The 14,470-nt window shown below is 67.2% G+C and carries 11 protein-coding genes; 4 read left to right on the top strand and 7 right to left on the bottom strand.

Translation table 11 applies throughout. The features are described 5' to 3' along the window. Positions 1-75: 75 nt before the first annotated feature. Positions 76-1,086 carry a 3-isopropylmalate dehydrogenase gene (locus tag AAFP30_RS02560; protein ID WP_419228256.1) on the bottom strand — a complete coding sequence of 337 codons (1,011 nt, stop codon included), beginning with the start codon at positions 1,084-1,086 and terminating at the stop codon, positions 76-78. Next, positions 1,083-2,678: a phosphoglycerate dehydrogenase gene (gene serA / locus AAFP30_RS02555; protein WP_419228255.1), complete on the bottom strand. Its 1,596-nt coding sequence runs from the start codon at positions 2,676-2,678 to the stop codon at positions 1,083-1,085. Before serA ends, AAFP30_RS02560 begins: the two co-directional genes overlap by 4 nt. A gap of 331 nt (positions 2,679-3,009) precedes the next feature. On the opposite strand from serA, the gene AAFP30_RS02550 reads away from it, so the two are divergent. Beyond that, positions 3,010-3,675: a serine protease gene (locus AAFP30_RS02550; RefSeq protein ID WP_419228254.1), complete on the top strand. Its 666-nt coding sequence runs from the start codon at positions 3,010-3,012 to the stop codon at positions 3,673-3,675. Between the two features lie 100 nt (positions 3,676-3,775). Here the strand turns inward: AAFP30_RS02550 and ilvC are convergent, their stop codons facing one another. The 3 genes from ilvC to AAFP30_RS02535 all read right to left on the bottom strand — a co-directional run bounded on the left by ilvC (position 3,776) and on the right by AAFP30_RS02535 (position 7,333). Then, a complete protein-coding gene (ilvC, locus tag AAFP30_RS02545) occupies positions 3,776-4,789 on the bottom strand; it encodes a ketol-acid reductoisomerase (RefSeq protein WP_419228253.1) in 1,014 nt (337 codons plus the stop codon). Between the two features lie 115 nt (positions 4,790-4,904). Then, the gene (gene ilvN / locus AAFP30_RS02540; protein WP_419228252.1) at positions 4,905-5,405 is read right to left on the bottom strand and encodes an acetolactate synthase small subunit; all 501 of its coding nucleotides are present in this window, start codon (positions 5,403-5,405) and stop codon (positions 4,905-4,907) included. A 2-nt stretch (positions 5,406-5,407) separates the two neighbouring features. After that, positions 5,408-7,333, bottom strand: coding sequence for an acetolactate synthase large subunit (locus AAFP30_RS02535; RefSeq protein WP_419228251.1), 1,926 nt, complete (start codon positions 7,331-7,333; stop codon positions 5,408-5,410). Positions 7,334-7,610: 277 nt separating this feature from the next. Between AAFP30_RS02535 and AAFP30_RS02530 the strand changes: the two genes are divergently transcribed. Further along, on the top strand, positions 7,611-8,084 hold the full coding sequence (locus AAFP30_RS02530; RefSeq protein ID WP_419228250.1) for a PH domain-containing protein: 474 nt from the start codon (positions 7,611-7,613) through the stop codon (positions 8,082-8,084). Between the two features lie 95 nt (positions 8,085-8,179). Further along, a complete protein-coding gene (ilvD, locus tag AAFP30_RS02525; RefSeq protein ID WP_419228249.1) occupies positions 8,180-10,024 on the top strand; it encodes a dihydroxy-acid dehydratase in 1,845 nt (614 codons plus the stop codon). A gap of 83 nt (positions 10,025-10,107) precedes the next feature. On the opposite strand, the gene AAFP30_RS02520 is transcribed toward ilvD, so the two are convergent. Beyond that, positions 10,108-11,394, bottom strand: coding sequence for a DoxX family protein (locus AAFP30_RS02520; RefSeq protein ID WP_419228248.1), 1,287 nt, complete (start codon positions 11,392-11,394; stop codon positions 10,108-10,110). A gap of 83 nt (positions 11,395-11,477) precedes the next feature. On the opposite strand from AAFP30_RS02520, the gene AAFP30_RS02515 reads away from it, so the two are divergent. Continuing rightward, positions 11,478-12,650, top strand: coding sequence for a PQQ-dependent sugar dehydrogenase (locus AAFP30_RS02515; RefSeq protein WP_419228247.1), 1,173 nt, complete (start codon positions 11,478-11,480; stop codon positions 12,648-12,650). A gap of 300 nt (positions 12,651-12,950) precedes the next feature. On the opposite strand, the gene gatB is transcribed toward AAFP30_RS02515, so the two are convergent. Continuing rightward, complete coding sequence (gene gatB / locus AAFP30_RS02510; protein ID WP_419228246.1) at positions 12,951-14,456, bottom strand: Asp-tRNA(Asn)/Glu-tRNA(Gln) amidotransferase subunit GatB; 1,506 nt, start codon at positions 14,454-14,456, stop codon at positions 12,951-12,953. Positions 14,457-14,470 lie beyond the last annotated feature (14 nt).

Here is a 14,470-nt window from a genome sequence, read left to right as displayed (position 1 = left end):
AACAAGTCGACGACACAGACAAGGCTGCCCCGGACCTGCAGAGGTCCGGGGCAGACTGGTGAAAGAGCTACGGCGTCAGAGCGATTCGCGAATCCGACGACCGATCTCGGAGGTGCTCAACGTCTCTCCCCCGCGGTTGGCGAGGTCGGTGGTGACCGCCTTCTCCACCCGTTCGGCAGCGTCAGCCTCGCCGAGATGCTGCAGCAACAGCGCGGTCGAGAGGATCGCCGCGGTCGGGTCGGCCTTGCCCTGCCCGGCGATGTCGGGGGCACTACCGTGCACCGGCTCGAACATCGACGGGTTGGTGCGGGTGGCGTCGATGTTGCCCGACGCGGCCAACCCGATGCCACCGGTGACCGCGGCGGCGATGTCGGTGATGATGTCGCCGAACAGGTTGTCGGTGACGATCACGTCGAAGCGGCCGGGATCAGTGACCATGTAGATGGTGGCGGCGTCGACGTGGCAGTAATCGGTGGTGACGTCGGGATACTCGGCGCCGACCTCGGCCACGGTGCGACTCCACATCGAGCCGGCGAAGCCCAGCACGTTGGTCTTGTGCACCAGGGTCAGCTTCTTGCGGCGTGCCTGGGCGCGATCGAAGGCGTTGCGCACCACCCGCTCGATGCCGAATCGGGTGTTGACGCTGACCTCGGTCGCCACCTCGTGCGGGGTGCCGACCCGGATGGCCCCACCGTTGCCGGTGTACGGCCCCTCGGTGCCCTCACGGACCACGACGAAGTCGATGTCGGGGTCGCCGGCCAGCGGCGAGGAGACGCCCGGAAAGCGTTTCGCCGGACGCAGATTCACGTGGTGGTCGAGCGCGAATCGCATGTTCAGCAGGAAGCCACGCTCGAGCACACCCGGCGGCACCGACGGATCGCCGATGGCGCCGAGCAGGATCGCGTCATGCTCCCGCAGCGACGCCAGGTCGGTGTCGGTGAGCAATTCCCCGTTGCGGTGGTAGCGGCGGGCACCGAGGTCGTACTCGGTCGTCGACACGTCGGGCACGACGGTCTCGAGCACACCGATGGCCTCGGTGATGACTTCCGGCCCGATGCCGTCGCCGGCGATGACGGCCAGTTTCATGACAGGTCCACCTGTTCGATCAGGGTTGCGTCGACGGCCTCGCCGATGGCGGCGACGATCTCGTCCGGAATGGCCCGGCTGACGCGCAGCAGGATGGTCGCACCCGGGCCCTCGACGTCTTGGGAGAGTCCGGCGGCCAGGATGTCGATCTCGGCGTTGCCGAGGAGGGTGCCGATCTTGCCGAGGGAGCCCGGCTGGTCGCTGTAGCTGACGAGGAGGTTGTGTCCTTCGGCGCGCAGGTCGAAGTTGCGACCGTTGATGTTGACGATCTTCTCCACCAGACGCGGCTCGGTCAGCGTGCCGGCCACGTTGTGTACCGAGCCGTCGGCGAAGACGGCCTTGACGTCGACGACGCTGCGGTGGTTGGGGCTCTCCGATGCGGTGGTGACCTCGGTGGTCACGCCGCGGTCGGCGGCCACGGCCGGCGCGTTGACGAAGGTGACCGGGTCCTCGAGCACCGCCGAGAACAGCCCGCGCACTGCGGACAGGCCGAGGACGTCGACGCTGTTGGCGGCGAGTTCCCCGCGCACGTCGACGACCAGCGAGGTCGGCGGTTCACTGCTGATCACGCCGACGAGCACACCGAGCTTGCGGGCGAGTTCGAGCCACGGCGCGACCTCTTCGTCGACGGCGCCGCCGGTAATGTTGACCGCGTCCGGCACGAAGTGTCCGGCCAGGGCCAGTCGCACGCTCTTGGCGACGTCGGTGCCCGCTCGATCCTGCGCTTCGCTCGTCGACGCGCCGAGGTGCGGGGTGACGACGACCTGCGGCAGCTCGAACAGCGGCGAGTCGGTGCATGGTTCGGTCGCATACACGTCCAGACCGGCTCCGCGGACATGTCCGGCGGTGATGGCATCGGCCAGGGCCTGCTCGTCGATCAGTCCGCCGCGCGCGGCGTTGACGAGGACCACGCCCGGCTTGGTGCGGGCCAGCTGATCCTTGCCGATCAGACCGAGGGTCTCGGGGGTCTTGGGCAGGTGCACGGTGATGAAGTCGGCGCGCTCGAGGAGCTCGTCGAGCGACACCAGTTCGATTCCGAGCTGCGCGGCGCGGGCCGGTGACACGTAGGGGTCGTAGGCGATGATGTGCGTCTCGAACGCGGCGAGCCGCGCGGCGACGAGCTGGCCGATGCGGCCGAGGCCGACGACGCCGACGGTCTTGTCGAAGATCTCCACGCCGTTGAACGACGACCGCTTCCAGGCGTGCTCGCGCAGCGTGGCGTCGGCGGCCGGGATCTGCCGGGCGGCCGACATGAGCAGCGCGATGGCGTGCTCGGCGGCGGTGTGGATGTTGGAGGTGGGCGCGTTGACGACCATCACGCCACGCTCGGTGGCGGCGGGTACGTCGACGTTGTCGAGGCCGACGCCGGCCCGCGCGATGATCTTCAGCTTGGGGCCGGCCCCGAGGACCTCGGCGTCGACCGTGGTCGCCGAGCGCACCAGGATGGCGTCGGCGTCGGCGACCGCTTCGAGCAGCTTCGGGCGGTCCGGGCCGTCGACCCAGCGCACCTCGACGTCGTCACCCAGCGCCTCGACGGTCGATGGTGCCAGTTTGTCGGCGATCAGGACGACCGGACGGCCAGCTGAGGTCACAATCTTCTCCATTGTCTTCTGGTTCGTTACTGTCTGTGCGTCGTCGGCCAGAGGTCTCGACGACCTGGAATGAACGCGATGACTTCCGCGAACAGCTTAGTGGGCGGCGGATATGCCCCTGACATCGGCTCCAGACCCCTGCCCGATTTGACCGGGTAGATTGTGAGCGGCATTACGGATAGGTTGCAAACCACCTCCGGGTCGTTCCATCGCATGACGCAGTGCGGGTTTCGCCCGGTACCGTGACCATGGCCCTGAGCACCGAACAGCTCAGGGCCGACGACTACCCGACGCCGGTTGGCGGCACGGTGAACTGACGAGCGGAGAGCAGATGATGAGGAAGCTGACGGCACTGTTGGCTGTTTTGGCGGCAACCGTGCTGGCCGGCTGGGGGGCGAGCACTGCGCAAGCTGCACCCGCGAAAGCCTATCTGGGTGGCGGGTCGGGGATCCTGGTCCTCAAGGGCGGCAACTCGGCCGCGGCGTGCACCTTGACCACCATCGGCAATTCCAAGACCGGCAAGCTGATCGGCATCACCGCCGGACACTGCGGCAAGCCCGGACAGAAGGTCTACTCCGAGAGCCAGCAGAACCGCGGGCAGGTCGGCACCATCACCTACTCGGCGAGCGACCTCGACATCGCCGTCATCGAGTTCAACCGGGCGCGCGTGGTGCCGTTGCGCACCGTCAGCGGTCTGACCATCAAGAGCATCGACCCCCGACCGATCGCGTTCCCGACCATCGCCTGCAAGCAGGGCCGCACCACCGGCAGCACCTGCGGCATCGCCTGGTTCTCCGACGGTGACGTGCACTTCAGCCAGATGTGCGTGATCGAGGGCGATTCCGGTAGCCCGGTCGTCGTCGGCGATCGTCTCGTCGGCATGGTCAACGCCTACTACTTCCTCGGCTGCCTCGGCCCCGAGACCGGCACCAACATCGCGCCCATCCTCAAGCGCGTCGGTTCGCTGCCGCAGTACGGCGGATTCACCCCGATCTAACCCTTCGAGACGCTCGCCGGCTCGCCCCTCAGGGAGCGGTCAGATAACACGAGAGCCCGGCACCTTTCCGGTGCGGGGCTCTCGTCGTAGAGCAGTGAGATCAGGCGGTCTCGGTGATCGGCCGGTCGACCCAGCTCATCAGGTCGCGCAGCTTCTTGCCGGTGACCTCGATCGGGTGCTCGGCGTTGGCCTTACGCAGACCCTCGAGCTCCTTGTTGCCGCCCTCGACGTTGGCGACGAGACGCTTGACGAAGGTGCCGTCCTGGATGTCCTTGAGGATGGCGCGCATGCGGTCCTTGGTGTCGGCGTCGATGACCCGCGGGCCCGACACGTAGCCACCGAACTCGGCGGTGTCGGACACCGAGTAGTTCATCCGGGCGATGCCACCCTCGTAGATGAGGTCGACGATGAGCTTGAGCTCGTGCAGCACCTCGAAGTAGGCCATCTCCGGGGCGTATCCGGCCTCGACCATGACCTCGAAACCGGTCTTGATCAGTTCCTCGGTGCCACCGCAGAGCACGGCCTGCTCACCGAACAGGTCGGTCTCGGTCTCTTCCTTGAAGGTGGTCTTGATGACACCCGCGCGGCCACCGCCGATGGCGCTCGCGTAAGACAGCGCCAGCGCCTGACCCTCACCCTTCGGGTCCTGATCGATGGCGATCAGGCAGGGCACGCCCTTGCCGTCGACGAACTGACGACGCACGAGGTGACCCGGTCCCTTGGGGGCCACCATGCCGACGGTGACATTCGCCGGCGGCTTGATCAGGTCGAAGTGGATATTGAGGCCGTGACCGAAGAACAGCGCGTCGCCGTCCTTGAGGTTCGGCTCGATGTCCTCGGTGAAGATCTTGGCCTGGCTGGTGTCCGGGGCCAGCACCATGATCACGTCGGCCCAGGCGGCGGCCTCGGCCGCGGTCATGACCTTGAGGCCCTGCTCGGCGGCCTTGTCACGCGACGCGCTGCCCTCACGCAGACCGATGACGACGTCGACGCCGGAGTCGCGCAGCGACAGCGAATGCGCGTGTCCCTGGCTGCCGTAGCCGATCACCGCGACCTTGCGGCCCTGGATGAGCGACAGGTCGGCGTCGTCGTCGTAGAACAGTTCGATGGCCACAGTAGAATTCCCTTCGATTTCGTGGCCCCTCGGGAGTTGTTGTCTCCCAAGGGCTGTGTACTTCTAGGCCGCTACGAGTAGCGGGGTACTTGCTGGTCGCTGATTGCAGCGGGTGTCAGCGGTTGGCCGACATGCTCTTGGGTCCCCGACCCAACGTGACCGCGCCCGATTGCGCGATCTCCCGGATGCCGTACGGATCGAGCATCCGCAGCAGCGCCTCGAGTTTTTCCCCCGTGCCGGTCGCCTCGATGGTCAGCGACTCCGGCGACGCGTCGATCACCTTGGCGCGGAACAGATTGACGATGTCGACGACCTCGGCCCGCGACGTCGCATCAGACCGCACCTTGATCATCATGAGTTCGCGGGTGACCGACTGGGTCGGATCCTGCTCGACGATCTTGATGACGTTGATGAGCTTGTTGAGCTGCTTGGTCACCTGTTCGAGCGGGAAGTCGTCGACGCTGACCATGATGGTCATGCGCGACATGCCTTTCAGCTCGGTCGGGCCCACCGCGAGGGATTCGATGTTGAATCCGCGGCGGGAGAACAGCGTCGACACGCGGGCCAGAACACCGGGCCGGTCCTCGACGAGGACGCTCAAAGTGTGAGTGGTCATGTCTACTGGCCCTTCTCGTCCTTGGCCGCGTCTTCGCGGGCCATCACCTCATGGATCTCCACCGGATCCGACGCGGCTTCGTCGTCGTCGAACAGCGGTCGGATGTCGCGCGCGGCCATGATCTCGTCGTTGCCGGTGCCCGCGGCGACCATCGGCCACACCTGTGCATCCTTGCCGACGATGAAGTCGATGACGACGGGGCGGTCGTTGATCTCACGCGCCTTGGCGATGACCTCGTCCACATCGGCCTCGTTCTCGACGCGGAATGCCGCACAGCCCAACGCTTCTGCGAGCTTGACAAAGTCCGGGATCATCCGCGAGTGCGTGGACAGGTCGGTGTTGGAGTAGCGCTGGTCGTAGAACAGCGTCTGCCACTGACGCACCATGCCCAGGTTGCCGTTGTTGATCAGCGCGACCTTGATCGGGATGCCCTCGATCGCGCAGGTTGCCAGCTCCTGGTTGGTCATCTGGAAGCAGCCGTCGCCGTCGATGGCCCAGACCTCTTTGCTCTGGTCGGCCATCTTGGCGCCCATCGCCGCGGGCACCGCGTAGCCCATGGTGCCCAGGCCGCCCGAGTTCAGCCAGCTGCGCGGCTTCTCATAGGAGATGAACTGCGCGGCCCACATCTGGTGCTGGCCGACGCCGGCACAGTAGACGGCGTCGGGTCCGGCGAGCTTCCCGATCTGGGAGATCACGAACTCCGGCGACATCGAGCCGTCGGTCTGCCGGTCGTAGCTCAGCGGGTAGGTCCGGCGGATGTCGTCGAGGTAGGTCCACCAGGCACTCAGGTCCGGCTTGGCCGCGCGGGTGGCCCGCTCGTTGCGCAGGGTCTCCAGCAGGTCGAGGATGACGGCCTTGCAGTCGCCGACGATCGGGACGTCGGCGTGCCGGTTCTTGCCGATCTCGGCCGGGTCGATGTCGGCGTGGATCACCTTGGCGTTCTGCGCGAACGACGACAGCTGTCCGGTGACGCGATCGTCGAAGCGGGCGCCGAGAGTGATCAGCAGGTCACTGCGCTGCAGCGCCGCGACCGCCGCGACGGTGCCGTGCATGCCCGGCATACCGAGATGCTGCTGGTGGCTGTCCGGGAAGGCACCGCGCGCCATCAGAGTGGTGACCACCGGGATGCCGGTCAGCTCGGCGAGCTCGAGCAGCTCGGCCGACGCATTGGCCTTGATGACACCGCCACCGACGTAGAGCACCGGCGACTTCGCGGACTCGATGAGGCGCGCCGCCTCGCGGACCTGCTTGCCGTGCGGCTTGGTGACCGGACGATAGCCGGGCAGGTCGATCTGCGGCGGCCACGAGAAGGTGGTCTGGGCCTGCAGGATGTCCTTCGGGATGTCGACGAGAACCGCTCCGGGACGCCCACTTTCGGCGATGTGGAAGGCCTCGGCGATGACCTGCGGGATGTCGATCGCGTTGCTCACCAGGAAGTTGTGCTTGGTGACCGGCATGGTGATGCCGGAGATGTCGGCCTCCTGGAAGGCGTCGGTACCGATCAGCGCGCGACCCACCTGTCCGGTGATCGCGACGACCGGGACCGAGTCCATCTGGGCGTCGGCGAGCGGGGTGACCAGGTTGGTGGCACCGGGCCCGGAGGTGGCCATCATGACGCCCGCGCGGCCGGCGACCTGTGCGTAGCCGGTGGCGGCGTGACCGGCGCCCTGCTCGTGGCGGACGAGGACGTGGCGCACCTTCTGCGAGTCGAGCAGCGGATCGTAGACGGGCAGAACCGCACCGCCGGGGATACCGAACACGACGTCGACACCGAGTTCCTCGAGGGAGCGGACGACGGACTGCGCTCCGCTCACCCGTTCGGGTGCGACGGTGTGCTGGCCTACCGCGCGGAGGTTTCCGCCCGCGGGTGACTGGTCGCGCGGTGCCGACTGGTCGGCACTGTCGGAATGTGGTGATGGTGCGCTCACTTCACGTTCCTTCTTCTGGTGTTCGGATATCGGGTTGTTGACAAGAAAAAACCCCCGACAGCTGGGCTGTTCGAGGGTGGCGCGTCGATGCTGGTAGGTCTACGAAGTGACCGGTCAGGCGACGACGCGCCGGCCGATTACTACGAGGATCTGATGCTGCATCACGCCTTCACGGTAGGACCGGCGTGTGTCAAGAGTCAAACCACCTATTCCAACGTCTCACATACTGGGAAACTGCTGGTGAATTCGCGGGACTCGAGAGTGCCACAATGGAGGGGTGTCCACACCTTCCCCCGACGATGCCGACTCCGCAACCGGTGGCAACCCGGCAGCCGGCCCCGCGGCAGACGACATCGAGCTGCCGCAGACGTTCCGTATCCAGAAGCTGGCGTACTTCGCGGTGCCGATGATGTTCATCGTGACCCTGGCCCTGGCCGGCGGATCGCTGGTCTGGCTCGGGTGGACCATGATCCTGCCGGTGATCCTCGCCTGGTGGATCGTCCGCATCCGCACCATCGTGACCGAGGACGGGCTGCGCGCCGTGCACACCTTCGGTACCCGCGAGATCGCCTGGAACGAGATCGACGGCCTGCAGTTCCCGCGCTGGGGTTCGGTCCGAGCGGTGTTGGTCAACGGCACCAAGGTCCGACTCCCGGCGATCACCTTCGCCGATCTTCCACGCCTGTCGGCGGCCAGCCGCGGCCGTATCCCCGACCCGTATGCGGCCAAGGCCGCCGCGGACAACGCCTAAAACCCATTTTGTTCGGCCAGGTCGGCGGGGAGTAGCCTCGGGTCCATCCCTCCCCCGTCCAGCCCGACGGGTCACCGAATATTTGAGGAATTGCGATGCCAGCGTTGAGGTCCCGTACCACCACCGTCGGACGTGAAGCGGCCGGCGCCCGGTCCCTGTGGCGTGCCACCGGGATGACCGACGACGACTTCGGCAAACCGATCGTGGCGATCGCCAACTCCTACACGCAGTTCGTGCCCGGCCATGTGCACCTCAAGGACGTCGGCGAGATCGTCGCCGACGCCGTCCGCGCCGCCGGTGGTGTGCCGCGCGAATTCCACACGATCGCCGTCGACGACGGCATCGCCATGGGCCACGGCGGCATGCTCTACTCGCTGCCGAGCCGTGAGATCATCGCCGACTCGGTGGAGTACATGGTCAACGCGCACACCGCCGACGCGCTGGTGTGTATCTCCAACTGCGACAAGATCACTCCCGGCATGCTCAACGCCGCGATGCGGCTCAACATCCCGACGGTGTTCGTTTCCGGCGGACCGATGGAGGCCGGCAAGGCCGTCGTCGTCGACGGTGTCGCGCAGGCGCCCACCGATCTGATCACCGCCATCTCCGCGTCGGCCAGTAGTGAGGTCGACGAGGAGGGCCTGTCCGAGGTGGAGCGGTCGGCGTGCCCCACGTGCGGGTCGTGCTCGGGCATGTTCACCGCCAACTCGATGAACTGCCTGACCGAGGCGCTCGGTCTCGCGTTGCCCGGCAACGGATCCACCCTGGCCACCCACGAGGCCCGCCGCGCGCTGTTCACTCGCGCGGGCAGCGTCGTGGTGGACGCGGCCAATCGCTGGTACCGCGACGACGACGCCTCGGTGCTGCCGCGAAACATCGCCTCGCCCACCGCCTTCCGCAATGCGATGGCCCTCGATGTCGCGATGGGCGGCTCGACCAACACCGTGCTGCACATCCTGGCCGCCGCGCAGGAGGGCGAGGTCGCCGACTTCGACCTGTCGGTGATCGACGAGATCAGCCGCAATGTGCCGTGCCTGTCGAAGGTCTCGCCCAACTCCGACTACCACATGGAAGACGTGCACCGCGCCGGCGGCATCCCGGCGATCCTCGGTGAACTGCGCCGCGGCGGGCTGATCGACGACACCGCCTCGACCGTGCACTCGCCCACCCTCGCGACGTTCCTCGACGACTGGGACATCCGCAGCGGGAAGGCGATCGACGAAGCCTTCGAGCTGTTCCATGCCGCGCCCGGCGGCGTGCGCACCACCACCCCGTTCTCCACCGGAAACCGCTGGAGCTCACTGGACACCGACGCTGAGGGCGGGTGCATCCGCGACATGGCCCACGCCTACACCGTGGAGGGTGGCCTGTGCGTGCTCAAGGGCAACCTCGCCGAGGACGGCGCGGTGCTCAAGACCGCGGGCATCAGCGAAGACCTGTGGCACTTCCAGGGTCCGGCCCGCGTCGTCGAGAGCCAGGAAGAAGCCGTTCAGGTCATCCTGTCCAAGACGATCCAGGCCGGCGAGGTGCTCGTCGTCCGCTATGAGGGTCCGTCCGGCGGTCCCGGCATGCAGGAGATGCTGCACCCGACCGCCTTCATGAAGGGCACCGGCATGGGCAAGAAATGCGGTCTGATCACCGACGGCCGGTTCTCCGGCGGATCATCGGGATTGTCGGTCGGCCACATCTCTCCCGAGGCCGCCGCCGGTGGCGTCATCGGCCTCATCGAGGACGGCGATCCCATCCTGATCGACGTCACGACGCGTCGCCTCGAGGTGCTCGTCGACGACGAGGTGCTCGCCGAACGCCGCGCCAAGATGGAGGCGTCGGAACGGCCGTGGCAGCCAAAGGATCGCCAACGCACCGTCACCACCGCGTTGCGCGCCTACGCCAAGCTGGCCACCTCCGCCGACAAGGGTGCCGTCCGCAAGGTCGACTGACCGCTCCATCCCTGCCGAAACGCTGGCACAACCCTCCCCGCTCCCTGAGCAGCCCGCGACGAAGGAGCGAGCGTGTCGAAGGGTCAGGTCGGATTGCCCGGCGACTCAAACGGATTCGTGCCGTTGAACATGATCCAGATGATCACCGCCGCGACCACGCCGACCACCAGGCAGGCGAGGGACCCCCACGCCGGACGTCGCGCCCATCCGCGTGGTGCGTCGAGCGAGATACGACCGGGTCCGGTGAGGATGATCGCGGCCGCGCAGACGGCGAGCAGGAGTTCGTATTCGATGCCCGCACCGTTCTGACCGGTCGCGAAGAACCAGACCCCGCCGGCCACTGTCGACTTGAACGCCGCCGCCACCAGCATCACGCCGAGCACGGCCGATGCAGCGATCGGGGTGAAGAGTCCGATGACCAGCATCAGGCCGCCCAGGGTTTCCGACAGCGCCCCGACGATCGCGAGCGGTTTGACCGCGTCGGCGTGAAATCCGATGGCGGGATTGGGTGAATTGGCGAGGAAGTCCTCGAAGCCGGACAGCCGCGGTCCGTTCCACCAACCGAACAGCTTCTGTGTTCCGTGCGCCAGCGCGATCAGGCCTACCGCGACGCGGAGCAGCAGCAGGCCGAAGTCCAGGGTGCCGCGTCGGGCATTGCGTCTCGCCTCGGCGAGGTCGTGCTCGAGGGTGCGCGGTTCCTCGGTGGCGGGTACTGCTTCATCAGCGTCCGTGGCACCGATCGCGACGGTCTCGGCGTCGTAGGGCTGCTGGGCGGGTAGCGGATCGGTCGGCGGTGGCACGACGACGGGCGCAGGGGCGACCGGTGCCGCCATGACCTCGGTGGGTGCCGCGCGTTGCGGTTCCACGACGACCGGCTCTGCACGAACCGGTGTCGGCGACGGAACCGGTTCGGGGGGCACCGGCATCGGTTGGGGCGGTCGCGCTGGTGGCGTGGCTGCGGCGGGCGACGCCGGTGGTGCCGCCGGCGCGGGCGGCGGTACCGGTTGCCGCGGCGGAGGCGTCGCCGGCATGTCGGTCTGCTGGGTCGGCACCGGTGGCGGCGGCGCAGCGGATTGCTGCGGTGGCGCAGCAGGTGGCGGTGTGGCGCGTTGGACCACCATCGGTGTCGTCTTCGTGTCGTCGCGGGGGAGATCACTCGGATCGATGTCATCGAGGTCGTCGACGCGTGCCATGCCGACGGACGGATCGGTGGGCGGCCTGGTCGCGGCGTGCTGCGCGTAGAACTCGTCGCGTTCGCTCGCCGGGATCAGTCGGCGCCGCACCCGCGCATCCGGGTCCACCGGGATCTGGCCCGTCGATTCGTCGTACGGACTGGACGCGCTGTCCGCGTTCGGGTCGCGTTCGTTCACGCTTGTAAACTGTATGCCCGATTCGGGCCGGGACGTCCGATCAGCGCGCGGTGAGTCGGAATCGATCGCCTACTGTGGGTGGCATGCGCACGGGGAGGACGACGTCATCGCACCGCCGACGCGGCTCCGCTGCGTCCGGTCGTGTTCGCGTCGGTGCCGCCGCGGCCATGGTCGCTCTCGCTGTCTCGCTGAGCGGGTGCGTGAACTTCACCGACCAGGACCAGACCAAGGACGCCGGCACCTTCAGCGCGAACAACGAGTCGATCGCACAGAAGAAGCAGCCCCCGACCAGCACCCCCACCCCGCCGCCGGGCCCACCGCCGTCGGGACCGTGTGTAGATCCCGATCCCGCGGTGATCGCCACCTGCCTCGAATCCACCGGCGGCGTCACGGCCGCCGACGACAAGGGCGATGTCACGATGGTGGCCGAACGCACCACCGGCAAACTGATCACGACGAAACGGTATGCACCACATAGGGTCCTGGCGACCTTCCCGGTCGACGGATCCGGCGACGGTGGCCTCATCGACTTCGCGTTGTCCCCCACCTATTCTCAGGATCAGCTGATCTACGCACTCATCACGACGGCGTCGGACAATCGAATCGTGCGCATCGCGCCGGGCGACGTGCCCAAGCCCATCCTGGTCGGAATCCCCAAGGGGCAGAACGGCAACATGGGCTCGATGTTCTTCCGGTCGCCGACCGAGTTGGTGGTGGCCACCGGCAACGCGGGCAATCCCGCCGCCGCGAACGACCCGTCGTCACTGGCCGGCAAGCTGCTGTCGGTGACGTCGCTGCGGTCTGGCGCCAACCCGCCGCCGCGCATCCTGGCCTCCGGCTTCGGCTCGAACGTCTCGATGTGCACCAACGTCAACACCGGGACGCTGTATCTGGCCGACCAGACCCCGACCGAAGACCGCGTCCAGGTGATGGAATCGGGTGGGCCCAAGGTGTTGTGGACGTGGCCGGACCGACCACAGATCGCCGGCTGCGCCGTGGCGTCGGGCAGCATCTTCGTCTCCACCACCCGCACTCAGCACATCGAGGCCATCAACGAGCCCACCCGCGACAAGCCCGCGATCACCCCGCCGGTGGTCCTGCTGGAGAAGCGTTACGGCGCGCTGGGCCGAATGACCGCGCTGCCCAACGGGATTCTGCAGTTCGCCACCGTCAACCGCGCCTACGGCAAACCCGTCCAAACCGACGACCGCGTCGTGAAGTGGCTCCCCCCGTCGTCGTCCGAAGACCGCACATAACCCGTCGGAGAGCCCGCCCTATCCGAATCGCGAGCGCCAAGAGCGTTGACAGCGCCCTCAAATTCATTGACGGCGCCCGTCCAGCCTCGAAAACCGCAGGTCACTCTCAAGTCACGGGCGCTGTCAACGAATTTGAGGGCGCTGTCAACGCAACTCCCGGCGCCAGCCAGCACAACACAACCACAGCCAGGGCGCGGTCATTAAAACTCCAGGCGCTGTCAACGCAACTCCAGGCGCGGTCAACGCAACTCCAGGCGCTGCCAACGCAACCCAAGGCGCCGTCAACGACGCCGGACAGGGTCAGCTACAAGCAGCGATGACCAATTCCTTCACCCGCGCCGGATCGGCCTGTCCGCGGGTGGCCTTCATGACGTCGCCGACGATCTTGCCGGCCGCCTGCACCTTCCCGCCGCGAATCTTCTCGGCGATGTCCGGATTGGCGGCGAGTGCGTCGTCGACCGCTTTCTGCAGAGCGGAGTCGTCGCGCACCACTTCGAGGCCACGGTCGGCGACGATCTGCTCGGGTTCGCCCTCGCCGTCGAGCACCGCGGTCGCCACCTGCTGGGCGAGCTTGGTGGTCAGCTTGCCCTCGTCGACGAGCCCGATGATGGTAGCGACCTGCGCCGGTGAGATCGGCAGGTCGGCGAGTTCCACCTCACGCGTCTTCGCTTGCTGCGCAAGGAAGGACACCCACCAACCACGGGCGGCCTCCGGGCTGGCGCCGGCCTCGACGGTCTCGATGATGAGGTCGATCGCGCCGACGTTGACCAGGTCGCGCATGACCTCGTCGGAGACACCCCAGTCCTGCTGGATGCGGGCGCGGCGCACCCACGGCATCTCGGGCAGGGTGGTGCCGAGTTCGGTGATCCATGCGGAATCCGGTTGAACCGGCGGCAGATCCGGTTCCGGGAAGTACCGGTAGTCCTCGGCGGTCTCCTTACGACGACCCGCCGACGTCGTGCCGTCGGTCTCGTGGAAATGCCGGGTCTCCTGCACCACCTCGCCGCCGGAGAGCAGCAGAGCCGCCTGGCGGCGCATCTCGTAACGCACCGCGACCTCGACGCTCTTGAGCGAGTTGACGTTCTTGGTCTCGCTGCGGGTGCCGAATTCGGTTGCGTCCTTGCGCATCAACGAGACGTTCGCGTCGCAACGCAGCGATCCCTGATCCATCCGGACGTCGGAGACCTCGAGCGCCTTGAGCAGGTCACGGAGCGCGGTCACGTATGCGCGGGCCACCTCCGGCGCACGCTCGCCGGCACCCTCGATCGGCTTGGTGACGATCTCGATCAGCGGCACACCGGCACGGTTGTAGTCGAGCAGCGAGTGGTCGGCGCCCTGGATGCGGCCGGTCGCGCCACCCACGTGCAGCGACTTGCCGGTGTCCTCCTCCATATGGGCGCGCTCGATGTCGATGCGCCACGGGGTGCCGTCGGGCAGCACGACGTCGAGGTAGCCGTCGAAGGCGATCGGCTCGTCGTACTGGGAGATCTGATAGTTCTTCGGTTGGTCGGGATAGAAGTAGTTCTTCCGCGCAAACACGCTCGACGGTCGGATGCTGCAGTTGAGCGCCAGGCCGATGCGGATCGCCGATTCGATGGCCTTCGCGTTGACCACCGGCAGCGAGCCCGGCATCCCGAGGCAGACCGGGCAGACCTGGGTGTTCGGGTCGGCGCCGAAGGTCGTCGGGCACCCACAGAACATCTTGGTCTCGGTGCCGAGTTCGACGTGCACCTCGAGTCCCATCACCGGATTGAATTCGGCGATCACCTGGTCGTAGTCGAGCAGCTCGGTGGTAGCGGCAGTCATGGCCACCAGTCTAT

The sequence above is a fragment of the Gordonia sp. CPCC 205515 genome, assembly GCF_048537925.1.
Lineage (GTDB): Bacteria > Actinomycetota > Actinomycetes > Mycobacteriales > Mycobacteriaceae > Gordonia.
Note: the sequence above shows the minus strand (reverse complement) of the source record. Positions and strands in the feature narration are given on the sequence as shown.